Source organism: Castellaniella denitrificans (genome assembly GCF_042653765.1).
GTDB classification, from domain to species: Bacteria; Pseudomonadota; Gammaproteobacteria; order Burkholderiales; family Burkholderiaceae_B; genus Castellaniella; species Castellaniella denitrificans.
The window spans coordinates 1-23,650 of sequence record NZ_JBHSEZ010000010.1; the positions used below are offsets into that span (position 1 = coordinate 1).

Here is a 23,650-nt window from a genome sequence, read left to right on the forward strand (position 1 = left end):
CTTGAACTCGTCCGTGAAATGTCTTCTGTTTCGTGCCATCGCTTTGCTCTCCAGGCATGATCATGCCATCTGATCTGTCCGGAGAGGTGGGGCAAGCCCATATTGCTCATACTATCAGGCTGGCCTTATCACCCAAAGATGCCCTGATGCAGAGCTATGGTCTTACGCAGACCTGGCATTCTCCTGGCCTATGGGAAACCTTGGTACTGGATAATGGCTTGGAATTTCATTCGCAGCACATGCGCACTATCAGCATGGAGCTGTGCTTTGACACTGAGTATTGCCCGGTGCGAAAGCCCTGGTTCAAGCCAGTTGTGGAGCGCCACATGCTGGAGATGGCTCGCATTCTACCCATCCCCGGTCGAGTAAAAAAATTGCTTGGCATACGAGATGATGTAGATCCGAAACTACAGGCATGTGTCACGTTTGCAGATCTTTGTGCATGTCTGATCAAGTGGGCTGTTGACACCCATCCGGTGTCAGTCAATAAGCGCCGCTTGGCGCGCCCGCTAGATTTGCTGTTGGAGGGCTTGCAGAACATGCCGCCGCCGATGTACGTCGATAACCTGCAAAGCTTGGACATCGTTGGTGGTATAGCAAAGCGTTTGACGGTACGACATACAGGGATTGAGATGCAGTACCTCACCTACCGCAGCCGAGAGCTGGCTGATATGGCCAAGCAGATCGCACCGTCCTTTCCTGTGAACGTCAAGATCAACCCAGATGATCTGGGGTCTGTATGGGTTGAGCATCCGAAAGAAAGGACGTGGATCAATGTTCCCGCGACTGCTCAGACTTATGCCAAAGGCTTGACGCTTTTTCAGCACAAGCTTATTCGCCAGCAGGCGAAGGAGCGCTTGAAGCAGATCAATGCACCTGAGACGCTCATGCGTGCACAGGCAGAGTTGCAGGACATGTGGGACGTGGCTGTGCGTTCAGGCAAGAAAATCAGGCGCAATGCGAAGGAGCTTGCTCTTTTGGAGGGTATGCGTTCGTCGTCGCCTTTAGGTCGGCACATGCCGGATGAGCTCCCTCTCGTGGAACAAATAGTTACCACCCTGGAGCTGTCTGTGCCTGCTGCATCGATCCCCGATTTTGACGCCTTCAGCTTGTCTCCATCGTTGGAGTGACGTTATGCCATACACGGAGAAAGCACTGGCAGCAGGACGGCATTTGGCTGACGTGGTAGTGCCGCATGCCGCGTTCCGCGACGCGCTAGATCTGATAGCAAATGCATTGGATATGGGGAATGCCGTTGGCCTGTTTGCTGGTGTGCGGGTTATTGCGCCAAGTGGGTCAGGTAAGTCTCTGCTGATAGATTGCCTGCAGAGGAACATGATCGATTCCCCGTATCTTACGGAGCCATTATCGGTCATCCGCACGGAGCTGAAAGAGGCCCCTAGTGTGTCGCAAATTCAAGGTGGGCTGCTCGATAATTTTGGCTATGGATTGACTGGCAAGGGGCGGGCGACCAGCAATAACAATGAGGTTCATGGGGTACTGATCGAAGCCATGCGTGCGCACAAGGTCCAGCTAGTTGTCCTGGACGAGTTTCAGCATATCTTCTCGCCAGCAAGTCATAAGGTCAGCACGCAGGTGATTGACTGGCTCAAGCGTTTGATGAATCTCGCACGCGTTCCTGTGGTGCTGGTTGGCTCAAAGCTGATGGATCGCCTCGAAGGTGCTGATCCTCAATTGACCTCCCGAATCCCCACAGTCATACGGCTGCCTGCATTCCAATGCGATGCTCAGTGGGTGGGGTTTTTGAAGGCATTCGCGAAGGAGAGCGTAGCGGTAGATCTGAGCCCGATTTTTGATCGTCAGATCGCCTTGCATCTGTTTCGTGTGACCCAGGGGGTTCCACGGGAGCTCAAACGCTTGCTGGTTCAGGCGGTGATGATGGCTGTCGATGCGGATGAGGTGTCCATTACGCCAGCCAGGCTACATATGGCATATGCCAAAGTGTACGGGCCAGATAAAGCAGCGGAGGATCCTTTTCGTGTTTCCTGATCTCACCCTTGGGCGTCCATTACCTGTGCAGGACGCCATTGAACCTCAGGAGTCAGGCAACGGGTACGCGTTGCGCATGGTGGTCGCCAATCATCTTGAGTTTTGTGATTTGACCAGAGCGCTTTGCTCGATTGGTCATCGGTATTTGCCGTTCGCGGCAGCGCCACGTATTGCGTATTGGTTTGGTGCGGAACCTGTAGCCGTAGCGCGCGCATTTCCTCGTTCGTACAAGTCGCATGGTCATCTGGTGACGCAATTGATGGGCGTCGAATTCCATCGGCCATACCATGTCCGCGTGTGCCGTCCTCAGGTGTGCGTGATATGTCTGCGTGAGCAAACATGGACACGGCTTGTATGGGACGTATCGCTCGTCACTTGCTGTGCGAAGCATAAGACTCGGTTAGTGGATCAGTGTCCATCGTGTGGCCGAATGCTTCGATGGCGAAGGCCAAGCGTGAATGCCTGTCTGTGTGGCTACGATTTGCGGCACGCATCAGGTGTTCGAGCTTCTGACGACGAGGTCTGGATCAGTGATCGCATTGAAGGTTTGCTATTTGGTGAGGCGCAGACCCGTGTGAGTAGTCTTGACCACGCCCAGTGTTTGCTGACGCCACTGGGCCTTGATGCTTTGCTTCGTGTGGTCCGCACTCTGGGCATCGCTGCGGGTAGTGGGCGGCTAGATATCGTTCCAGGAAGAATGACGCGGTTGTTGACTAGCACGGAAGCGGCGGGTGTCGTAGTACGCGCGTTTTCACGCCTGCGGTTGATGTTGACGGAGGGGCGGTTGTCGCCTGGGGTTGCGCCGATCCCCGTGGGGGAGGCCCGCAGTCTGTGCGCGAGTGCGCTCGGCGTTCAATCTGGTGTGTTGAACGATCTGCTGACTCGCATCGTGCGGATGGAGCAGAAGCAGCGTATCCCTGATCTAGGTCGTCATCAACTGCTTCTGTTCGCGGAGGAGCAATGACCAAAATCCCTTCGCTCTTGGTTCTCCCTGAGCCAATATTGGACGAGTCTCCTGCATCGTGGATGCTGCGATTATGTCAGTACCATCAGTCTTGGCCCAATCAGATATGTGACTCCTTTGGGCTAGGAAAGACCACGGATTTTGATGTGCAACTGACGCTAGATCTGTTGCTCAAGCTGTCATATGGGACTGCAGTTAGTCAGGCGAGCCTTTCTTGCCTGGATAGCATGTTCCTGCACATTAGGTCATGTGAGCAGCGCCAGGCTGCCTTTTTGCTTAACCGGTCACCGCACGGGTATTCATCTTATCGTTATTGTCCCAAGTGTTTGCGCGAAGACCCTGTACCGTATTGGCGTTTTCCTTGGAGGATGGCTTATTTCCTGGTTTGTCCAAAGCATCGCTGTGTGATGCTGGATCGATGCCTTACTTGCAATGCTGTGCTGGAGGCGCTTCCAACCATGCGCCGAGGTTTTTTTGAGGGGGCAGATCGACCTATTTGTCGTTTCTGTCTTACCTGTGGTGATGACCTTGGTCAATTTCATGCGGAGTCCCTGTCCGACTGTAAGAGGCTGCGGGATGTGCTGGGTTTACAGAACGCGGTGACGGCAGCCTTGGTGCATGGTTATCTCTCTGTTTCGGGAGTGACAGGTCGGTTCAGGCTGGAGGATTTGCCTAGGATATTGATGATGGGGGCCTCGCGCAGTAGGGCATGCGGCAATGCTGCATGGCGGGAGGGGGGTGTAGCGCAGCGCTTACAGCCGGTTATAGGTAATAAGGATGGGCAGCTGGAGAAAGGGAGGGCGCGTAGCGCCCAGAGGGTGGTGACTTTAGTTGGCCTTCATGATGACGAATTTTGCCAATCAGCAGATAGGGCCTGGCGGGTACGATTTTTCGACGTGATTGATCAGATTCTGCAGGTGGACGGTGTGCACACCTCTTGTGCCAATAGTTGATTTAAAGGTGATGCCTCGGTCCCATTATTGAATTTTCTTGGAAACCCCGGAGGGGGTATCTTCTCCAGTTATAGATGGAAGGTGCCCCCAGCAGAAATACCTTTGGAGTGATTGATTTTGGTATGCAGCAAATCCGAATGAATGAATACATAACTCTTGAGTCCGTCGAGATTATCAAGGTTGTGCGCAAGGGCGTCCCTGCGCTTGCCGTCGATGACCTTGCTCGTGGGATGGGAGTGTCGACGACTTGGCTGATAACGAGGATGGGGTGGCCGGTCGCGGCGGTTGAGCGCAAGATTCGCGCTCGATCTGCACTGAGCAAATCAGCCGGAGGCCAGATTTTTTCGGTGATTCAGCTCATTAGCCAGGTCCAGCGAATGGTCAATGAGTCCGGCACTCCAGAAGATTTTGACGCTGCTGCTTGGCTTGACAACTGGTTGGCGGTGCCAAATCGTGCATTGGGTGGTGTTTCTCCGGGTGAGTACATGGATACGGCAGCAGGCTTCAGTTTGCTCAGTGATACATTGGCTCGTATGCAGTCTGGGGCTTACGTGTAAAAACGCGGATGGCTGGTTTCGGCCAGAATGCGTCATCCAACGGCTGGATCGCTGAGGCATTCGGGAGGCGATTATTGCCTTTTAATCGGCCACTCGGTAACATTGGCAAAGTTTTCCACTCTTGCAAAAGCCGTAGGGTTGCGGGGCACTGAAACACTTCAAACATGACATCCGGCACAAAATAAAAGCGAAGCAGATTATGGCCTTAAACATTTCTGAAGCGTCACTTGATTGGGCATTGCTAAACGCCGAGAACTACGGCGATACAGATATCTTCCCTGCTGTATTTGAATTCGCCGCAATTCGACACGATTGGGATGTGGTTAAAACAACGATAAGAAACACAGATATTCTTGCCTGGACGATCCGAGCCAGCCGTACGTCATTCGCGCCAAAGCATCAATATGGATTCCGCCTTTCTACGCAGCTCGACCCCTTTGATTTTCTGGTTTTCACAGCACTTGTGCATGAGATTGGCGCCCAGTTGGAAGCGCGGCGCATTCCTGCGAGCGACGGAAACGTCCATTCGTATCGTTTCAAGCCGGGTGCTGACGGTCGGATGTTTGACGATGCGTTTTCATACAGAAGTTTTCAGCAGGCATCGCAAGAGCGCTGTAATGCATCTCAGCCTTCGCATGTTCTCATTGCGGATGTCGCTGACTTCTTTCCACGGCTGTATTTACATCGTGTCGATAATGCTCTCGAATCTGCCCTGGGCACAGGCCACATGCACGCCATCGCCCTGCAGAAACTGATCAACCATTGGGCGGGATCGTATTCGTACGGACTTCCCGTAGGCTCTGCTGCATCGCGGTTGGTCGCAGAGATCACTATTTCGGATATCGACCAATTATTGCTGTCAGAGGGCGCAAACTACGTTCGGTATTCTGACGATTTTCGGGTGTTCTGCAGTTCCGAGGCGGAAGCGTACAAGTTTCTGACCCATCTCGCGCGGTGGCTGTTTGATAATCACGGGCTTACCCTCCAGCAGCACAAGACCCGCATTGTGTCGACAGAGGTTTTTCGGCAACAATATCTCAGAGAGAACGAAAACCGTGAATTGGACACTTTGTCCGAGCGCTTCCACGAGCTTCTGTCGGAACTCGGTGTCGATGATGCTTACGGCGAGATCGACTACGACTCGCTTGACGATTCGCACAAAGAGGCCGTCGATCAACTGAATTTGGAAGGGATACTTGAAGAGCAAATTGCTGAGACGGAGCCCGATCTTTCTCTCGTTAAATTTGCTCTCAGAAGACTTAGGCAACTGAAGGATGCAGATGCAGTGCCTATCATTCTGGATAATTTCAGCAAGTTCGTTCCGGTTGTTCGCGAGGCGATCGAGTACCTGCTCGGGCTCGATGACATACCAACGGCCAACAAAGCAGAAATTGGAAGCCGGCTTATTGAGATATATCGTGACTCGGCGGAAACTGCATCGCACTTGGAATACGCCCGTATGTACACGTTGATGCCGTTTGGAAAGGATCCGGGTTGGAATTCCGAAAAAGAATATATCCCGCTATTCAATGACTCCATCGACGATTTTTCTGCTCGCGAGATCCTACTGGCCATGGGAAGAAGCAAGCAAGATTTTTGGTTTCGCAGTAAGAAACAGAGCTATCAGCAGATGAGTCCTTGGTTACGACGCGCATTTCTTTACAGTGCATCCTGCCTTCCCGCGGACGAGTACAAGCATTGGGCGCGAGGCATTGACGCACAGCTTGACGACCTGGAGAAAGCAGTAGTGAAGTGGGCTCGGCGATTCCCGATAGGCACCTGATTGAACCCGGTCCGGGTCTAGTAGAGTCGGCCACATCGGGCGGCAGTCGGCCGGGCGCAGTCATTTTTCCGCTGATTTCTTATGCGCATCACTGGCCTTGATCTTGGATTTTTTAGGTTTGCCTAAAAATACATGACTTAATCGTACACTATCACGCGTTACAAGATGAATCCCAATTATCCAACTGACAAGCACGAAGCGCTGTCCTCTAAACCTAGTCATGCTGTAATGAACTAACCCCCTGAACCACCAGGTCAAGGAGTTGCTGCCCCATCGCTGGCAATCGGAAACGGCATAGTTAACGTCGTTAACAGGTCCTTCAGAAAACTTAACAGCCGCAAATGCGACCGTCCGTTAATGTGTGTTCATCGGTGCTGACGCTTACACCGAACCGACCGTCATTGTGGGGGAAGTCCAGAGTTGGATCACGCATCTTCTTCGCGTGAAGGCCAGACATCAGCATAATGAGGTAGATGCAGCAGGGTGAGTGTGGTGCCGTACTGCTCTGCTGTGATTTTCATTTCGCGTACTGTCAGCGCCTGCTCCGCATAGGGAAACCATGTTGATGCAGCTATGACCCTGCCCCTTCTGTCATGGAGGGTATCGGCGTCTGCACAAACGGAGCTTTCTGGTATTTCAATGATGCTCTTGCGCGTTGCAAAATACGCGCCTGCCCCCAAAGCAGGCTTGCTAGAGCAAGCCCAATCCATGAAGCCGTCGTGAGACAGGACTAGCACGGCTTTATCTTCGGTGAATTGCAGCCACTTGAGGATTGCTGCAGTTAGTGAAACACCATAGCGGTCTGCACAATGTCCGAGGATGTCCAGATCGACTGCGGCGTTGAGCTGGTTGCGGAAGTCATCAATCGGCATTAAGAGGTAGGAGGCGAAGAGATCAGCTTGAGCTTCGATATTCGTCTCATCGGACCAATCAAGCATGTCGTGCCCAGTACACTCAAACTTGTCCTTTCGCTGCCTGTGCAGGATGTAGTGCCCAAGCTCATGCGCCTGTGTAAAGCGCACGCGGCCAAGCGATGGCATTGCCTCATTGTAGAGTAATAGCCAGCGCTTCTTATCTTCGTCAGGATACAGGGCACCCTCGAACTGATTTATGTTCGCGGCCGTAACGCTTGTGATGTGATCGTCCCAGTTGAAGAGTTTTCCAGCTTCTAGGGCGAGAGATGGAACATCTATCGGAAAGCGAGGAGTTCCTTGGGCAGCGCTAAACGCATTCAATATGTGTGAAATCCGGTTCGCGGCCCGCTGTGGACTCCATGCTTCGCTCATCATGAGCCCTTTTTGAAGGTGTCCAGGATCTTGCGCAGTTGATCCTTCGCGCCAGCGTCTAGTTGCCGATAGTTGCGAAAGAACGCCTCATCGAGGTGCTGCTCTTGTGGTGAGCGGACGTCATCTTCGATGAAGTAGCTGGTGGAAACTCCAAGCTGATCGGCAAGCGCAGTGAGCTTTTCCGCTGAAGGTCGCTGGGACTCGCGGTTCTCAAGTTCCCATAGGTAGCTTTTACTTAGTCCGGCAAGGCTTGCCAGTTTTTCTAAGGTGAGGCCCTTCTCCGTGCGCAGCCCCCTCAATTTTTCGCCAAGACGTGTGGCCATGAACTCTATGTATAGGTCGAATAGGTGTGTCTAATGTACCACGATACCGAACTTCCTGTTTGACTTTAGGAACAGTTGGCGTAACATACATTTTGTTCGTTATTCCGAACTTTCTATTTGCATATAGTGTAATTTGAACCAGAAACTTCCTCCCCTGCATGAGCACTCCCTGCCTTTTGATCAGGGTCAGAAATGCAGCATAGGTCTACTAGGAGATTCAATGAGTAAGCGTATTCACGTTGTTCCGCACGGTTCCGGTTGGGCCACTCGTTCTGAGGGCGCCAGTCGTGTCGGCGGCACTCATCGCACCCAGGCTGAGGCCGCAGAGGCGGCCCGCAAACAGGCAATCCGCGAACACGGGGAAGTTGTCATCCATCGTCCCGACGGCCGCATCCGCGACTCGGACAGCTATGGCAACGACCCTTTCCCGCCGAAGGGCTGAATAACCACCCCATACGAGATCAATGATATGACCCAGCACAACAGCAGTGAACCGCCCGATCACGCAGCAGAGCGTGCCCGAACCACAGTGCACGTTAATAATGAAGTTGTCGAGTTGGATGATCGGACGCCGACCGGCGAGCAGATCCTGGCCGCAGCACGCCTGCGCCCGGCCTCCGACTATGCACTTATCCGTTGGCCGGAGAGCGGACCAACGAACGAGGTTGCGCTCGACGATGTGATCGACTTGCCCCGCCATGGCCCGTTGGCCGAATTCTTCGCCATTAAGGCCGATGGTGTCCGTTATTTCACTCTGGACGAGGAGCGTTACGCCTGGGCGGGGCCTCTCGATGTCGAAACTGTTCGCCGCATCGGTCGCATCGACGAACGGATGGGCCTGTGGCTCGAACTCACCGATGAAGCAGATTTCCTCCTGACACCAGGGGATGTAATCGACCTGGCGGCTCCTGGTGTTGAGCGTCTCTACACGAAGAAGCCGAGCTGGCACCTACAGATCCGTGACAAGGACTACGAGTTCGATCAGTCCCAAGTCATCGTTCGGGATGCACTGATCCGTGCTGGCTTCGACGTTTCCAAGTCGTGGGAGGTCAAGTTCAAAGTCAAGGACCATGCAATCCGTCCGGTCGGTATGAATGATGTCCTTGATCTGAGCCAGCCAGGTGTCGAGCGCCTACGCGTTGCGCCCGCAAACGTCAACAACGGCGATGGAACCCAGGATACGCGCCGCGACTTCAGCCTGCTCCCGGACGATGTTTCTTTCCTCGCGAGGGCTGGGCTGCGTTGGCGGACTATCATTGAAGGTGGCCGCTGGTTGGTTGTGGAGGGCTATACGCTTCCGGCTGGTTACAATGCACCCTGCTGCACGGTCGCTGTTGAGATACCGGAAGGTTATCCGAGCGCTCAGCTCGACATGTTCTTCTGTAGTCCCCATCTCACTGCCAACGGGGCTACGCCACCCCAGACAGAGCATCGACAGGTGATCGCGGGCACCGAATTCCAGCGGTGGTCGCGCCATCGTGGTGCAGGGAGTGAATGGGTGCCTGGGGTTGATAACCTTCAGTCCCACTTCGCCCTGATTGAACACGCGATCACCCGGGAGGTCGGCGCGTGAACCGCGGTGGCACCCTGGTAATGGCGGGTGTGGATCATGCTCGGATCATGGGCCACTTATTCCCAGGGGACGGTAAGGAAGCCGCCGCTATCTTGGTGTGCACAAGGGTGCGCGGGAGGCGCTTGAAGCTTCTGGTGCGTGAGGTTGCCCTTGTGCAGTACGAGTTGTGCGTGCGAGAGGATGATCACATCACTTGGCCAAGCACGGTCCTAGACCCCTGGCTCGCTCGCGCGACACAAGGCGAACTATCCCTGGTTCTGATCCATTCACACCCAAGCGGGTACTCCGACTTTTCCCCGCTTGATAACGCGTCTGATGGAGAGCTCATGCCCTATCTCCATCCCTACGGCCACACTGACGGCCTGTGGCATGGCACGGCAATCATGTTGCCGGGCGGCGGGGTCAAAGCACGGCTCTACGACGATACGATGCTTCCCCACCCCATCGACCTTGTTGCGATCTATGGTGACGATCTACGCTTGTGCTGGTATGCGGCACCTGATGCCGCTGCGCCCTTGGCTTTTTCCGCTGCAATGCGTGAAGAGCTCGCCCACATCTCCGTCGCCATTATTGGCATCTCTGGCACGGGAAGCGTAGTAGCTGAGCAACTCCTTCGCATGGGCGTCGGCGAGCTTATCGTGATCGACGACGATCGTATTGAGGACAAGAATCTCAACCGGATCCTCAATTCCACGAAGGCTGATGCTGATGCGGCCCGATTGAAGGTCGATGTCTTCAAGGATGTAGCGGAGCGAATCAATCCCTCCGCATATGTCAAAGTTCTCCCGCTTCGGATCGGCACGCCTGAGGCAATTGAAGCAGTGGCCGAGGCCGACATCATCTTTTCCTGTGTGGATAGCTTTGGCGGCAGGCACATTGCTGACCGACTTGCGGCTGCTATGGTCCAACCCTTATTCGACGTGGGCATCTCCATTCCCGTCTATCACCCTGACGGAAAAATGGCGATCTCCAATGTCAACGGCCGCATAGACTATATCCAGCCCAAGTGCTCGAGCCTGGGCGATCGGGGCGTTTACACGCCCCAGCACTTGGCAGCAGAGGAAAAGCGCGAGCGAGACCCGGAAGCTTACAGGCAGTTGGTAGGGGAGGGCTATATGTCTGGTGCCAACGAAGAGGCACCGTCAGTAATCTCAGTCAACATGCGTGCAGCTAGCGCCGTCGTGCAGGAGTTCATCGCAAGGCGTTACAGCTACCGCTTAGAATCCAATTCACACTATGCCAGAACCAAGTTTGATCTGGCCGCCGAAGAGCATGATTACTTCGCCGAAGAGTCGTTTCAAGCTACGCCCCATGCGTACGCGGGCTGTGGGTTGGAATTCCCTCTTCTTGGTTTGCCCGCACTTGAGGATATGCGATGTCGTTGATGCAGTTGGTCTCACGCCCTTGGGAGAGTTTGGTAGCTTGGTTCCGAGGCGACTTGGTCTGTGTCGATGCGCACGGTGATGAGCCACCAGGAAAGATTGCACGACGTCGACTAATTCGTATGATCGATGAGGGCGAGCCTTGGGCCGCTGTCATGATGTGTCCTTGTGGCTGCGGTGAGGTGATTGAGCTATCGCTTTCGCCAGATTCAAAGACTTACTGGACACTTGGAATTGAGGCTGGCCGTCCGACCCTGCATCCTTCGGTATGGAGAAATACCGGTTGCCGTTCGCACTTTTGGGTTCGACGGGGGCGCGTGCATTGGGTGTTGTGATCCCAATGTATCGTGATGCCCGGCGCTCTCCCTTCGTTTCGGGTTAAGTGACGATCAGATCAATCATGCTAAGTATGCTCTCAATCCTCTAGGGGCTGTGGCACAAGCCCCCTACGGAACTATGGTGTTCGCTGCGTTCTCCAATGTCGCTAAGGTATGGAGCATCACGGTTGTTCCGGACCACGGAGTCGCGTAAATGAACCGTCCCGGAGTTACGCCCTTGCACTGTGAACTCGTGAGATTAAACGGCGTTTTTCGGATCATGGTCGAGAAGTCAGTCCAAGCTTTGTCGGACTTGTGGGCGATGGCGTTTCGGATCTTTTTTATTATGGCTAGGTTCTGCACTGTGGGTTGCGGTAGAGCGAACCTATAGCCACTCCCAAGGTGGGCATTCGCACGATCCACAAACGTCTGGAAGCTGGACCACTCAACGAACCGCGTGGGGTGGTCTGGATGGTTCAATATCCGCTCGGCCAATCGATATGGAGCATTCTTTGTTCTGAACGTCTTGACTTCCGAACAAAGCGTTCCGACAGTACGCGTCGCTAGGTCTGTCGTGATGACGTCCTTACAGAACGCCTCCCAGTAGGTCAATGCACTGATGAACAGTCCCTCGGACAGCTTGTGCACATCAGGGAACGTGAATAGGTGCCCCCTCCCGACCTCCTGACACACCTTGTTGTAGGCGACGCGGATGTGGGTCAATGAATCCAGATACTCGTCGCGGATGGCAACAGGTGTTCGCATACGGTGATACTCCTTATCCAGTTATCGAGCAAGCTTAATTCAGGTCCGAGTAGGTTACTCGAACGCGGCCATTCATCTATAGCCGATCTTGGCCGAAAGCAGCTGCATACGTTGAATAACCCGGAAAGTTCAAAACTAAGCGGTGGAAAGTACGGAAAGTTCAGAACTGAACGACTAAACTGTTCGAGACTTGATGGTGGTTTTTTCGTAACTCATTGATTTAAAAGAGGTGGTGGTTCGGGCCTCAGTGGCGTTCGACAGAAGCCAAGTGGATGGGGCGGGGTTTGATCTGCCGCAAAAAGTGCCGTGCGCCGTCCGGATGCGGCGGCCATCGTTGCGCAAAATAAAAAATGAAGGGCGCGTCTCCCGGGAGGGCGGCACGCGGAACCGATGCGATGCGAAGGAACCCACGGCCATGAATGACCGCGAGGATATCGGTGTGCCCGGCGGGCGGGCGGACGTGAACGGCGCACGGGGCGATGGCCGGCCGTGGCATGCGCGGGACGCGCAGGCCGCGCTCGACGAGCTGGGCAGCGGACCCGGCGGCCTGACGGCCGGCGAGGCGACGGCCCGCCGGGCACGCCACGGGCCCAATACGCTGCCCGGTCCGGCCCGGCGTCTGCCGCTGGCGCGTCTGGCCGCCCAGTTCCATAGCGCGCTGATCTACTTCCTGCTGCTGGCCGCCGGCGCGGCGTGGTTTCTGGGGCACGAGGTGGATGCCGCCGTGATCGTGGCCGTCGTCCTGATCAACGCCGTGATCGGTTTCATTCAGGAAGACAAGGCGGAAAAGGCGCTGGCCGCCATCCATCGGCTGATCCTGCCAGGCGCCGTGGTGATCCGGGACGGCCGCCGGCGGACCGTGCCCGCCGCGGACCTGGTGCCCGGCGATCTGGTCTGCCTGGAAGCCGGCGACCGGGTGCCCGCCGACGTGCGGCTGGTGCGCGCCAAAGGGCTGCTGATCGACGAATCCATGCTGACGGGAGAGTCCGTCGCCGCTGAAAAGGACACGGTGGCGGTTCCCGTCCCGGCGCCTCTGGCGGAATGGCGCGGCATGGCCTTTTCCGGCACGCTGGTGGCGGCCGGCCAGGGCGCCGGCGTGGTGGTCGAAACCGGCGAGGCGACGCGGATCGGCCGGATCAGCCGATTGTTGGGGGCGGTCGAGCCCTTGACGACCCCCTTGCTGCGGCAGGTCAACGCGTTCGGGCGGAGTTTCGCCTGGGTCGCGCTGGGCGCGGCCGCGATGGTGTTCGCCTTCGCCGTCCTGGTGCGCGGCTACGTCTGGCACGATGCGTTGATCGCAGTGGTGGCGCTGGCGGTCGGCGCGGTGCCCGAAGGACTGCCGGCCGTCATCACGATCACGCTGGCGATCGGAGTGCGGCGCATGGCGGCCCGGCAGGCGGTCATCCGGCGCCTGCCGGCGGTCGAAACCCTGGGCGCGGTATCGGTCATCTGTTCCGACAAGACGGGCACCCTGACCTTGAACGAGATGACGGCGCGGCGGATCGTGGCCGCCGGGCAGACCGTCCGCGTCGGCGGGATGGGCTACGCGCCGGAAGGCGACCTGTCCGCGGAAGACGGCCGCAAGCCGTCGGCGGCGGTGCTCTGGCTCGTGCGCGTCGGGCTGCTGTGCAACGACGCCCACGTGCGCCAGGAAAACGGGCATTGGCGTTCCGAAGGCGATCCCATGGAAGGGGCGCTGGCCTGCCTGGCCATGAAGGCGGGGCTGGACCCGCGGGACGTCCGGGCGTGCTGGCCGCGCGCCGACGAGATTCCCTTCGACGCCCAGTACCGCTACATGGCCACCTTGCATGCGCCGGCCGAAGGCGATGCCGTGGTGTGCGTCAAGGGCGCGCCGGAGGCCCTGCTGACCCTCTGCCATCGGCAGATGGGGGCGGCGGGCGGGGAGGAACCCCTGGATGTCCGGGCCTGGGAAGCGGAGATCGCGCGGGCCGGCGCGGCGGGCGAGCGGGTCCTGGGCTTCGCATGCAAGACGCGGGCGGCGCCGGGCGCGCTGACCCACGGGGATTTGGCCGGCGGGCTGGTCTTTCTCGGGATCGTCGGTTTCATGGACCCGCCGCGTCCCGAAGCCGTCGAAGCCATCGGCCAGTGCCGCGCCGCCGGGATCGACGTCAAGATGATCACGGGCGACCACGCCGTCACCGCCGGAGCGATCGCGCGGCAGCTCGGCATGGCCGATGGCGACCGGGTCCTGACGGGCGCCGACATCCAGGACCTGGACGATGCGGCGCTGGCCGATCGGGCCGCGGATGTGGCGGTGTTCGCGCGTGCCGATCCCGAGCACAAGCTGCGCATCGTCCGGGCCTTGCAGGCCAGGGGGACGGTCGTGGCCATGACCGGCGACGGGGTCAACGACGCGCCCGCCCTGCGCCAGGCCGACGTCGGCGTGGCCATGGGGCGCAAGGGGACCGAGGCGGCCAAGGAGGCCGCTGAAATGGTGCTGATCGACGAGAATTTCGCCTCGATCGTGGCGGCCGTGCGCGAAGGGCGCACCGTTTATGACAATATCCGCAAGGTCATCGCCTGGACGCTGCCGACCAATGGCGGCGAGGCATTGACGGTCATCCTGGCGATCCTGCTGGGGGTCACGATGCCGCTGTCGGCCGTGCAGATCCTGTGGATCAACCTCGTGACTTCGGTCACCCTCGGTCTGGCCCTGGCTTTCGAACCCCGCGAGCCCGGCGTGATGCGCCGGCCGCCCCGCGCGCCGGGCCTGGCGCTGCTGTCGCCCTTCCTGGTGTGGCGGATCGTATTGGTTTCGGCGCTGTTCGCGGCCGGCGCCTTCGCGGTCTTCGCCTATGCGCAGGCCCGGGGCCTGGACCTGGCGGCCAGCCGCACCCTGGTCGTCAACGCGATCGTCGCCTTCGAAATCGCCTACCTGTTCAACGTCCGCTATCTGCACCGGACTTCGTTTTCATTGCGCGGGGCGCTGGGGACGCCGGCGGTGCTCATCGCGGTGGCGCTGGTGACGCTGGCGCAACTGGCATTCACCTACGTGCCGGTCGTCCAGGGATGGTTCGATACCCGGCCCCTGGCGTTCGTGGATCTGCTGGCTGTCGTGGCGTGCGGCGCGGTCCTGATGGGATTGCTGGAACTGGAAAAATGGCTGCTGCGTCGGATGCGGGTGATGCCCGGCGGCCAGGGCCCGGCGCCGGGCGGCGACGGCACGCGGACCCGGGCCCCGCATCGGGGAGAATCCCGGGGCTAGTCCCTGGCCCGCCCGCTTTCCAGGCAGGCGTGCGCCCCTCGCGCGATGGCCTGCGCCAGGCGCGCGATCGTCCCGGGCTTCCCGAGGCGGGCTTCCTCCCGGGGATTGACGATGACGCCCGCCTCGACCAGGACGGCGGGCATGGGCGCCGCCCTCAGCATCGCCAGGGCGTCGTAGCGGTGGATGCCCAGACGGCGGTCGATGAACGGATGATTCTCGCCTTCGACCGGTTCGGCATGGTATCCCGACGGCCGTTCGCCCGCCGCCCGCAGGGATGAGCCGATGGCCCGCGCGCACCGCAGGCTCCGGGCGGGGTGCGGGTTCAGGGTCGAGACGAAGATCGAATAGCCGGCGAATTCGGCCTGGCGGCCCGCCTGGAGATACCGCGCCTGCGCCGAGTCGTGGTGGATCGACACCAGCAGATCGGCGTCCGGCGCGCCCGCCGCGCGCCGGGCCGGCGGGATGTCGGCGCCGATGCCCTCGGCCCGGGTGGTCCGGTCGCCCAGCGCCGCGAGCGCGCGGGCGAGGGCGGTGGCCAGGTCCCGGTTGTACAGATACTCGGCGCGGCCGCTGGCGCCCGTCGCGCCAGGGTGTTCCGGCCCATGGCCCGCATCCACCAGCACGTGCGCGGCGTGCGCCGGCCAGGCGCAGCACAGGGCCGGCAGGCTGGCGAGCAGGAGGCGCGCGGAGCGCCCGCGGATGGGGCATGTCGATGCCAAGGAAGCCAAGGAAGCGGTCCTCCGGGACGGCGGGGCCATGCCTGCGAGTGTAGTGCCGGAGCGTGGCGGGCGGGGAGGCTGCCCCGCCGCGTTCCGGCGCCCGCGGCAGGGCACGCCTGCCGCGGGATCGGCGCGGGCTATGACACCGCCAGGCGCCGTGGGGATTCCGTCCGGGGCAGCGCGGGCGCGGCGGCCCCGTCCCGCCGGAACACTCCGGTGGCGCTGGCCAGGTTCAGGGTCTGGCCGTCCAGGGTCTGCACGGCGGTGAAGGATTCCTCGGCCATCGCGGCGTTGCCCCGGGTCAGGTCGCCGAGGTGGACGAAGGTCTGCTGGATGCGCGCCAGATCCCGGGCCTGGTCCTCGCCCGCCTGGTGAATCTGGCCGATCAGCTCGCCCACCTGGCGGTTCTGCTCGAGGATGTCGCCCATGGCCTCGGTCGCCTCGCGCGTGCGGGCCACGCCGCCCTGGGCGATCTGCACGGTTTCGTGGATCAGGCCGCCGATTTCCCGGGCGGCCGCCGCGGACCGCTGGGCCAGCGCCCGGACCTCCCCGGCGACCACGGCGAAGCCGCGGCCCTGCTCGCCGGCGCGGGCGGCTTCCACCGCCGCGTTCAGGGCCAGGATGTTGGTCTGGAAGGCGATGCTGTCGATCACCTGGACGATGTCGCCGATCTTCTGGCTGGCCTCGTCCATGCGCTCGATCTGCCGCGCGGCCTGGTGCACGATGTCGGCCGCGCGGGTGGCGGCTTCCCCCGACGCCTGGGCCAGATTCACGGCCTGCCGGGCGCTGCCGGCGTTGTTCTCGATCAGTCCTGCCAGCCCGTCCATCGCGGTCGCGGTTTCGGCCAGCCGGCTGGCCGCCAGTTCGGTCTCGGTGCTGAGGTTCTGGCTGCCCTGGGCGATCTCGGTCGAGGCGTGGCGCAGGCCGCCCAGCTGACCATGCACGTCGTCGATGAAGGACCGCAGGTTCAGGCTGGATTGCGCGATGGCTTTCTGGATCGAGGCGATTTCGTCCAGGCGGGGCAGATGCCAGTCGTCCACGGGCTGGCCCGTGGCGGCCTGGACGGCCTGGCGCTGGATGGCGCGCAGCGGCTTCACCAGCCGCTGGTCCAGGAGCAGGCCGGCCAGCAGGACCGGGACGGCGCCGCCGATGCTGGCGTCGAGCCACGCCGTGTCCCGCAGCCCGGCCTGCCAGGCGACGCCGGCCCAGAGCGGGATCAGGCAGCCCAGGACCAGCACCAGCCGCTGGCGCAGCGACAGCGTGCGCAGCCCATTGCGCCAGCGCCGCCAGCCCGTGTCCAGCAGCAGGCCGCGATGGAAGCGTATGGCCGGACGGCCGGCCTGGAAGGTCGAGAAGACGCGCTCGGCGGCGTCGATTTCCGCGCGGCTGGGCTTGGTGCGGACCGAGAGGTAGCCGCTGAGGGTATCCTGGTGATAGACGGGGGCGACGTTGGCGCGCACCCAGTAGTGATCGCCGTTCTTGCGCCGGTTCTTCACCACCGCCGTCCAGGAACGGCCCTGCTTCAGAGTGTCCCACAGATCCTGGTAGGCTTCGGGCGGGACGTCGGGGTGGCGCACGATGTTGTGGGCCTTGCCCAGCAGCTCGTTGTATTCGAAGCCGCTCACACGCACGAACGCGGCGTTGGCGTAGGTGATGCGGCCCTTGAGGTCGGTGGCGGACAACAGCGTTTCACCGTCGGGAAAATCGTATTCCTGTTGGGTGATGGGCAGGTTCTTGCGCATGGTGATCCCCGGGATCGTTAAGGTCTAAAATATCTTTTGTATCAATGGCTTACGGTAAATATTCCAACGAACGTGCATCATACTCGGGCTGCATGATTTTTTTGCATGTTTAATGATGCGTTATAGGCATAAAACAACACGCTTCGATCGCGTTTCAGCACGCAGGATGCGGTTTTGATAGTCGATGACAATCGGCTCTATTTAAACAATCAATTTTACTTATCAAACAGGCTCGCCTACACTGGTTTCCGTTGCCCTCGCGGCCCTTTCACTGAACCTCTGAACAAGGAGCTTTTTTCATGTCCCTGATCAACACCACCATCAAGCCCTTCAAGGCCACCGCCTACCACAACGGCAAGTTCGTCGAAGTCAGCGATCAGACCGTCGCCGGCAAGTGGTCCGTGTTCGTGTTCTACCCGGCCGACTTCACCTTCGTGTGCCCGACCGAGCTCGAAGACCTGGCCGACCACTACGCCGAATTCCAGAAGCTGGGCGTGGAAGTCTATTCCGTGTCCACCGACACCCATTTCGCCCACAAGGCCTGGCACGACACGTCCGACGCCATCAAGAAGGTCAACTACCCGATGATCGGCGATCCCACCCACCTGCTGGCGCGCAACTTCGACGTGCTCATCGAAGAAGAAGGCGTGGCGCTGCGCGGCACCTTCGTGGTGAATCCGGCCGGCGAAATCAAGGTCCTGGAAATCCATGACAACGGCATCGGCCGCGACGCGTCCGAACTGCTGCGCAAGGTCAAGGCCGCCCAGTATGTCGCCAGCCACCCGGGCGAAGTCTGCCCGGCCAAGTGGGAAGAAGGCGCCAAGACGCTGACCCCCTCGCTGGACCTGGTCGGCAAGATCTGATCCTTTCCATCACCGGATCGGCGCGCGCCATCGGGATGCGCGCCCCGTGATGCCTCGGCGGTCCGCCCGCGGGCCGCCGATTTTTCTCCCCCGCGCTTTCTGATCGGGCGATACCATATGGATGTCGCCCGGGGGGACGGTTTTTTCCAAAAAGGTATGAATATGCTGGATGCAAGCCTCAAAGGACAATTGGGAACCTATCTCGAACGCGTGACGCTGCCCGTCGAATTGCGCGCGTCGCTGGACGACGGCGCCCAGTCGCAGGAGCTGCGGGCCTTTCTGGAAGACATCGCCAGCCTGTCCGACAAGATCACCCTGACGGATGACGCCCCCGGGGCGCGCGTGCCGTCCTTCGAAATCGCCCGCGCCGGAACCGATGTGGCCGTGCGTTTCGCCGGCATCCCCCTGGGCCACGAGTTCACCTCGCTGGTGCTGGCCCTGCTGCAGGTCGGCGGCCATCCGCCCAAGCTGGACGACGCCGTGGCCGAACAGGTCCGCAAGCTGCCGGGCGACTATGTGTTCGAAACCTATTTCTCCCTGTCGTGCCAGAACTGCCCGGACGTGGTCCAGGCGCTGAACGCGATGTCGGTCCTGAATCCGCGCATCCGCCACGTGGCCATCGACGGCGCCCTGTTCCAGGACGAAGTCCAGAAGCGCGAAATCCTGTCCGTGCCCGCCGTGTTCCTGAACGGCGAGCTGTTCCACCAGGGCCGCGCCGGGGTCGAGGAATTCCTGGCCAAGCTGGACGCCGGCGACGACGCGGCCAAGGTCGAGTCCCTGAACGCCCGCGCAGAGTTCGACGTGCTGGTGGTCGGCGGCGGCCCGGCGGGCGCCGCGGCGGCCGTGTACGCGGCGCGCAAGGGCATCCGCACCGGCGTGGTGGCCGAGCGTTTCGGCGGCCAGGTGCTCGACACCATGGCGATCGAGAACTACATCTCCGTGCTGGAGACCGAAGGGCCGAAGTTCGGCGTCGCGCTGGAGCAGCACGTGAAGGCCTATGAAGTGGACATCATGAACCTGCAGCGGGCCAGCCGCCTGGTGCCGGGCAAGTCGATCCAGGTCGAACTGGCCAGCGGCGCCGTCCTGAAGGCCAAGACCGTCATCCTCTCGACCGGCGCGCGCTGGCGCCAGATCAACGTGCCCGGCGAGAACGAATACCGCAATCGCGGCGTGGCCTACTGCCCGCACTGCGACGGCCCGCTGTTCAAGGGCAAGCGCGTGGCGGTGATCGGCGGCGGCAACTCCGGCGTCGAGGCGGCGATCGATCTGGCCGGCATCGTGGGCCACGTCACGCTGATCGAGTTCGGCGACGCGCTGCGGGCCGACGACGTCCTGCAGCGCAAGCTGCGCAGCCTGGCCAACGTGACCGTCATCACCTCGGCGCAGACCACCGAGATCCACGGCGACGGCAAGCGCGTGACCGGCCTGAGCTACACGGACCGCGCCAGCGGCGCCGCGCACCGCGTCGAACTGGAAGGCGTGTTCATCCAGATCGGCCTGGTGCCCAACACCGAGTGGCTCAAGGGCACGGTCGAGCTCAGCAAGCACGGCGAGATCGTCGTCGACGCGCGCGGCCAGACCTCGGTGCCCGGCGTGTTCGCGGCGGGCGACGCGACGACGGTCCCGTACAAGCAGATCATCATCGCCGCCGGCGAAGGCGCCAAGGCCGCCCTGGCCGCCTTCGACCACCTGATCCGCAGTTCGGTCGCGGCCGAGGAAAAGGCCGTCGCCTGACCCCTCCGGGCGTGATCCATGCGGCGGGCCGGAGCGATCCGGCCCGCCGCATTTCGTTTGGCGCGCTCCGCATGGGCGCCGCGCCTCAGTCCGGCACGCCGCCTTCCATCCGCGGCCAGGGGCCGTCGATGTGCTTGCTGCACAGGTCCACCCAGGCCTGGGCCGCGTGGCTGAGCATCGGCCAGGCCGCCGCCAGCAGGGCGATGTCCCAGCTCAGCGCGTCGGGCCCCAGGGGGCGGGCGTCGAGTCCCAGGTCATCCGGGTTCCGGATGAAGGGCTCGGGCAGCAGCGCGATGCCCATCCCCGCCTGCGCCATGGACAGGGTCCAGTCCCACTGGCCGCTGCGGGCGGCGATCAGCGGCTCGAAGCCGGCGGCCTGGAATTGCCGGTCCAGCAGGCGGGACAGCGCGAAGTCGTCGTCGAGCAGGACCAGGGGCTGGCCGCGCAGGTCCCGGATCTGGGGCGTGGGCGGCAGCGGCCGCATCAGGCCGGGCTGGCCGACGGCCAGGATCCGGTGGCGGGCGACGACTCGCGGGCGCAGGCCCAGTTCCGGCGCCACTGGCATCAGGCTGAAGCCCAGGTCCAGCCGGCCTTCGGCCACCTGGCGTTCGATGGCCCGTCCCGTGTCCTCGTGCAGCGCGACCTCGATCTTCGGATGGCGCTGGCGGTATTCCTTCAGGGGCGCGGTGAACAGGTGGTTGATCATCGGCGGCAGGCCGAGGTCCAGCCGGCCCAGTTCCAGGGCCTGGGTGCGGGCGATGTCGCGCAGCAGGGCCCGGTGCGCCGCGAGCACGTCCTGTCCGCGCGCCAGGACCACGCGGCCCATGTCGGTGAGCCGCGCCGGGCGCCGTTCCCGGTCCAGCAGCGGGGCGCCGATCTCGTCCTCGAGCTGGCGGATCATTTTGCTGATCGTCGATTGCGTGACGCCCAGGGCCGTGGCGGCGTGGGTGAAGTTCTGCCGCCTGGCGGTCTCGATGAAATAGCTGAGTGCGCGCATGTCCATCGTGGTCGGCTCCCATGATCATGAATGAATAGAATTGTACCTATGGATTTCATGAATATTGGCGATGATATTCTCGGCTCATCATCGCACCAATAGACGAGGAGACCATGATGATGGAACGCCTGCAATGCGCCGAGTTGAAATCCAGGATCATGACGGTGACGCAAGCCGCCGCCCTGTTCAGGGACGGCATGACGATCGGGATGAGCGGCTTCACCCGCGCCGGGGACTGCAAGGCCCTGCCCGCCGCGCTCGCGGAGCGGGCGCGGCATGAGACGCTGCGGCTGAACCTGATCACGGGGGCGTCGCTGGGCAACGACAGCGACGGCATCATGGCCGACGCCGGCCTGCTGGCGCGCCGCCTGCCGTTCCAGTCCGACACCCGGCTGCGCCGCAAGATCAACGAGGGGCAGGTCATGTTCATCGACCAGCACCTGTCCGAGACCGTGGAGCAGCTGCGCGCGGGCCACATTCCGAAGATCGACATCGCCGTGGTCGAGGCGGTCGCCATCCTGCCCGACGGCGGCATCGTGCCCACCATGTCCGTCGGCAATTCCGCCAGCTTCGTCGCCCAGGCCGACCGCGTGATCGTCGAGCTGAACACCAGCATGCCCACGGGCCTGATGGGCATGCATGACATCTACGCGCCCGAGGCCTATCCCGGGCGCCAGCCCATTCCCCTGACCGAGCCGGACCAGCGCATCGGCACGCCGGTGATTCCCGTCGACCCGTCGCGCATCGCCGCCATCGTCGTCACCAACCACCCCGACAGCCCCTCCAACGTCCAGCCGCCGGACGAGGACACCCGGGCGATCGCCAGCCACATCATCGGCTTCCTGGAAGGCGAGGTGGCCGCCGGCCGCCTGTCCGATACGCTGCTGCCGCTGCAGGTGGGCATCGGCACCATCGCCAACGCGGTCGTCCACGGACTGGTGGACGCGCCGTTCCGCGACCTGCGGATGTATTCCGAGGTTCTCCAGGACAGCGCCATCGCCCTGATCGACGCGGGCCGGGTGTCGTTCGCCTCGGCCTCGTCGATCACCCTGTCCGAACCGGTGTACCGGCGCTTCATGGAGCGCCTGGACGAATACGCCAGGCGGATCGTGCTGCGTCCCCAGGAAATCAGCAACCACTGCGAGATCGTGCGCCGCCTGGGCGTCATCGCCATCAACACGGCGCTGGAATTCGACCTCTACGGCAACGTGAATTCCACGCACGTCGGCGGCACGCGGATGATGAACGGCATCGGCGGTTCGGGCGACTTCGCCCGCCATGCCCACCTGTCGATCTTCGTGAGCAAGTCGGTGGCCAAGGGCGGCGACATCTCCAGCGTGGTGCCGATGGTGGCCCACGTGGACCACACCGAGCACGACGTGGACATCCTGGTGACCGAATGGGGCCTGGCCGACTTGCGCAACCTGGCGCCGCGCGAGCGCGCCCCCCGCGTCATCGAATGCTGCGCGCACCCGGACTACCGGGAGGAACTGATGGACTACTTCCAGCGCGCCCGCGCGCAGGGAGGCCACACCCCGCACCTCATCGGCGAGGCCCTGTCCTGGCACGAGCGCCACGCCCGCACCGGATCGATGCGCAGCGAGCAGATGGCCTGTGCCTGAACGCGGCGGCGGCCGGGGCGCGAGCCCCCGGCGGCCGCCGCGTCGCCGTCCGCGGTTCGTCGCCAGCGATGAACGGCGGCGATAAAATACCGCCTTCTCCCCGGTAGCGAGGCCTGCCATGCTGGCGCAATATGGTGTGTTGGACGTCTGGACCTATCTCGCGGGGACGATCTTCATCGTCCTGCTGCCGGGGCCGAATTCCCTGTTCGTGCTCGCCACCGGCGCCGGGCGCGGCGTGCGCGCCGGCTACCAGGCCGCCTTCGGGGTGTTCGTCGGCGATTCCATCCTGATGACCCTGACGGCGGCCGGCGCCGCCTCGGTGCTGCGGCTGCTGCCCATGGTATTCCTCGCCCTGAAGGCCGCAGGGGCGGTGTACCTGACGTACCTCGGGATCCGGCTGCTGATGTCGGCCTGGCGGCCGGCGCCGGCGCAAGTCCACACGGTCGCCGGCGGCCCGGGCAGCCCTTTCCGCAAGGCCCTGCTGCTCAGTCTGCTCAACCCCAAGGCCATCCTGTTCCTGCTGTCGTTCTTCGTGCAGTTCGTCGATCCGGCCTATCCGCATCCGGCCCTGCCTTTCTTCATCCTGGCCGCGATCCTGCAGGCGTGCAGCCTGCTGTACCTGTCCACCCTGATCTTCGGCGGCTCGCGCCTGGCGGCGGCGTTCCGGCGGCGCCAGGGCCTGGCGCGCGCCGGCAGCGGCCTGGTGGGCATGCTGTTCCTGTGGTTCGCCGGCCGCATGGCCTTCGAGGCCTGAAACATCCCGGTGCCGCCTTCGGCACGGGGGCTCATCATCGTGCGATAATACCGGTCATTCATATCGAGTGATGTTCCGGT

The 23,650-nt window shown here is 61.4% G+C and carries 21 protein-coding genes and 2 pseudogenes; 17 read left to right on the forward strand and 6 right to left on the reverse strand.

All coding sequences use genetic code 11. The annotated features are described in order from the left end of the window. Positions 1 to 62: 62 nt before the first annotated feature. From ACFO27_RS10945 to ACFO27_RS10975, 7 genes and pseudogenes are all read left to right on the forward strand, one after another. Positions 63 to 1,130 carry a Mu transposase C-terminal domain-containing protein gene (locus tag ACFO27_RS10945; RefSeq protein ID WP_376817370.1) on the forward strand — a complete coding sequence of 356 codons (1,068 nt, stop codon included), beginning with the start codon at positions 63 to 65 and terminating at the stop codon, positions 1,128 to 1,130. A 4-nt stretch (positions 1,131 to 1,134) separates the two neighbouring features. Beyond that, complete coding sequence (locus ACFO27_RS10950) at positions 1,135 to 2,010, forward strand: TniB family NTP-binding protein (RefSeq protein WP_376817371.1); 876 nt, start codon at positions 1,135 to 1,137, stop codon at positions 2,008 to 2,010. Then, a pseudogene (locus ACFO27_RS10955) lies at positions 1,955 to 2,401 on the forward strand (TniQ family protein); the annotation flags it as partial. The gene ACFO27_RS10950 and the pseudogene ACFO27_RS10955, both read left to right, overlap by 56 nt. Before the next feature lie 63 nt (positions 2,402 to 2,464). Further along, positions 2,465 to 2,974, forward strand: coding sequence for a hypothetical protein (locus ACFO27_RS10960; RefSeq protein ID WP_376817411.1), 510 nt, complete (start codon positions 2,465 to 2,467; stop codon positions 2,972 to 2,974). After that, a complete protein-coding gene (locus tag ACFO27_RS10965) occupies positions 2,971 to 3,927 on the forward strand; it encodes a TniQ family protein (RefSeq protein WP_376817372.1) in 957 nt (318 codons plus the stop codon). Before ACFO27_RS10960 ends, ACFO27_RS10965 begins: the two co-directional genes overlap by 4 nt. 74 nt (positions 3,928 to 4,001) lie before the next feature. Then, entirely contained in the window at positions 4,002 to 4,484 is a 483-nt protein-coding gene (locus ACFO27_RS10970) for an antitoxin Xre/MbcA/ParS toxin-binding domain-containing protein (protein ID WP_376817373.1), read from the forward strand. Positions 4,485 to 4,683: 199 nt separating this feature from the next. Continuing rightward, positions 4,684 to 6,267: an RNA-directed DNA polymerase gene (locus tag ACFO27_RS10975; RefSeq protein WP_376817374.1), complete on the forward strand. Its 1,584-nt coding sequence runs from the start codon at positions 4,684 to 4,686 to the stop codon at positions 6,265 to 6,267. Between the two features lie 425 nt (positions 6,268 to 6,692). Here ACFO27_RS10975 and ACFO27_RS10980 read toward each other — a convergent pair whose 3' ends face one another. Next, positions 6,693 to 7,556 carry an ImmA/IrrE family metallo-endopeptidase gene (locus tag ACFO27_RS10980; RefSeq protein ID WP_376817375.1) on the reverse strand — a complete coding sequence of 288 codons (864 nt, stop codon included), beginning with the start codon at positions 7,554 to 7,556 and terminating at the stop codon, positions 6,693 to 6,695. Next, the gene (locus ACFO27_RS10985) at positions 7,553 to 7,876 is read right to left on the reverse strand and encodes a helix-turn-helix domain-containing protein (protein ID WP_368643428.1); all 324 of its coding nucleotides are present in this window, start codon (positions 7,874 to 7,876) and stop codon (positions 7,553 to 7,555) included. The genes ACFO27_RS10980 and ACFO27_RS10985 overlap by 4 nt, the downstream gene beginning before the upstream one ends. 220 nt (positions 7,877 to 8,096) lie before the next feature. Between ACFO27_RS10985 and ACFO27_RS10990 the strand changes: the two genes are divergently transcribed. The 5 genes and pseudogenes from ACFO27_RS10990 to ACFO27_RS16535 all read left to right on the forward strand — a co-directional run bounded on the left by ACFO27_RS10990 (position 8,097) and on the right by ACFO27_RS16535 (position 11,166). Beyond that, on the forward strand, positions 8,097 to 8,318 hold the full coding sequence (locus ACFO27_RS10990) for a DUF2188 domain-containing protein (RefSeq protein ID WP_368643427.1): 222 nt from the start codon (positions 8,097 to 8,099) through the stop codon (positions 8,316 to 8,318). 27 nt (positions 8,319 to 8,345) lie between these two features. Next, positions 8,346 to 9,449, forward strand: coding sequence for a multiubiquitin domain-containing protein (locus ACFO27_RS10995; protein ID WP_376817376.1), 1,104 nt, complete (start codon positions 8,346 to 8,348; stop codon positions 9,447 to 9,449). Between the two features lie 47 nt (positions 9,450 to 9,496). Beyond that, positions 9,497 to 9,772, forward strand: a pseudogene (locus ACFO27_RS11000) (Mov34/MPN/PAD-1 family protein); the annotation flags it as partial. A 3-nt stretch (positions 9,773 to 9,775) separates the two neighbouring features. Continuing rightward, positions 9,776 to 10,834 carry a HesA/MoeB/ThiF family protein gene (locus ACFO27_RS11005; RefSeq protein ID WP_376817408.1) on the forward strand — a complete coding sequence of 353 codons (1,059 nt, stop codon included), beginning with the start codon at positions 9,776 to 9,778 and terminating at the stop codon, positions 10,832 to 10,834. Continuing rightward, the gene (locus tag ACFO27_RS16535; protein ID WP_465251350.1) at positions 10,834 to 11,166 is read left to right on the forward strand and encodes a ubiquitination-like system serine protease family protein; all 333 of its coding nucleotides are present in this window, start codon (positions 10,834 to 10,836) and stop codon (positions 11,164 to 11,166) included. The genes ACFO27_RS11005 and ACFO27_RS16535 overlap by 1 nt, the downstream gene beginning before the upstream one ends. A gap of 111 nt (positions 11,167 to 11,277) precedes the next feature. Here the strand turns inward: ACFO27_RS16535 and ACFO27_RS11015 are convergent, their stop codons facing one another. Further along, a complete protein-coding gene (locus ACFO27_RS11015) occupies positions 11,278 to 11,913 on the reverse strand; it encodes a hypothetical protein (RefSeq protein ID WP_376817377.1) in 636 nt (211 codons plus the stop codon). A 415-nt stretch (positions 11,914 to 12,328) separates the two neighbouring features. On the opposite strand from ACFO27_RS11015, the gene ACFO27_RS11020 reads away from it, so the two are divergent. Then, entirely contained in the window at positions 12,329 to 15,139 is a 2,811-nt protein-coding gene (locus tag ACFO27_RS11020) for an HAD-IC family P-type ATPase (protein WP_376817378.1), read from the forward strand. Here ACFO27_RS11020 and ACFO27_RS11025 read toward each other — a convergent pair. Together ACFO27_RS11025 and ACFO27_RS11030 are read right to left on the reverse strand one after the other, a co-directional pair. After that, positions 15,136 to 15,897, reverse strand: a complete 762-nt coding sequence (locus ACFO27_RS11025) for an N-acetylmuramoyl-L-alanine amidase (protein WP_376817379.1) — start codon at positions 15,895 to 15,897, stop codon at positions 15,136 to 15,138. The genes ACFO27_RS11020 and ACFO27_RS11025 overlap by 4 nt on opposite strands. A gap of 98 nt (positions 15,898 to 15,995) precedes the next feature. Further along, on the reverse strand, positions 15,996 to 17,600 hold the full coding sequence (locus ACFO27_RS11030) for a methyl-accepting chemotaxis protein (protein ID WP_376817380.1): 1,605 nt from the start codon (positions 17,598 to 17,600) through the stop codon (positions 15,996 to 15,998). A 299-nt stretch (positions 17,601 to 17,899) separates the two neighbouring features. Here ACFO27_RS11030 and ahpC point away from each other — a divergent pair, with 299 nt between their 5' ends. Next, positions 17,900 to 18,463: an alkyl hydroperoxide reductase subunit C gene (ahpC, locus tag ACFO27_RS11035; RefSeq protein WP_043684780.1), complete on the forward strand. Its 564-nt coding sequence runs from the start codon at positions 17,900 to 17,902 to the stop codon at positions 18,461 to 18,463. A 162-nt stretch (positions 18,464 to 18,625) separates the two neighbouring features. Further along, positions 18,626 to 20,197 carry an alkyl hydroperoxide reductase subunit F gene (gene ahpF / locus ACFO27_RS11040; RefSeq protein ID WP_376817381.1) on the forward strand — a complete coding sequence of 524 codons (1,572 nt, stop codon included), beginning with the start codon at positions 18,626 to 18,628 and terminating at the stop codon, positions 20,195 to 20,197. 85 nt (positions 20,198 to 20,282) lie between these two features. On the opposite strand, the gene ACFO27_RS11045 is transcribed toward ahpF, so the two are convergent. Then, the gene (locus ACFO27_RS11045; protein ID WP_376817382.1) at positions 20,283 to 21,200 is read right to left on the reverse strand and encodes a LysR substrate-binding domain-containing protein; all 918 of its coding nucleotides are present in this window, start codon (positions 21,198 to 21,200) and stop codon (positions 20,283 to 20,285) included. A gap of 107 nt (positions 21,201 to 21,307) precedes the next feature. Between ACFO27_RS11045 and ACFO27_RS11050 the strand changes: the two genes are divergently transcribed. Together ACFO27_RS11050 and leuE are read left to right on the forward strand one after the other, a co-directional pair. Further along, a complete protein-coding gene (locus tag ACFO27_RS11050) occupies positions 21,308 to 22,816 on the forward strand; it encodes an acetyl-CoA hydrolase/transferase family protein (RefSeq protein WP_376817383.1) in 1,509 nt (502 codons plus the stop codon). A gap of 118 nt (positions 22,817 to 22,934) precedes the next feature. Beyond that, positions 22,935 to 23,570 (forward strand): leucine efflux protein LeuE, encoded by a 636-nt coding sequence (gene leuE, locus ACFO27_RS11055; protein WP_376817384.1) that lies wholly within the window; start codon positions 22,935 to 22,937, stop codon positions 23,568 to 23,570. Positions 23,571 to 23,650: the final 80 nt, after the last annotated feature.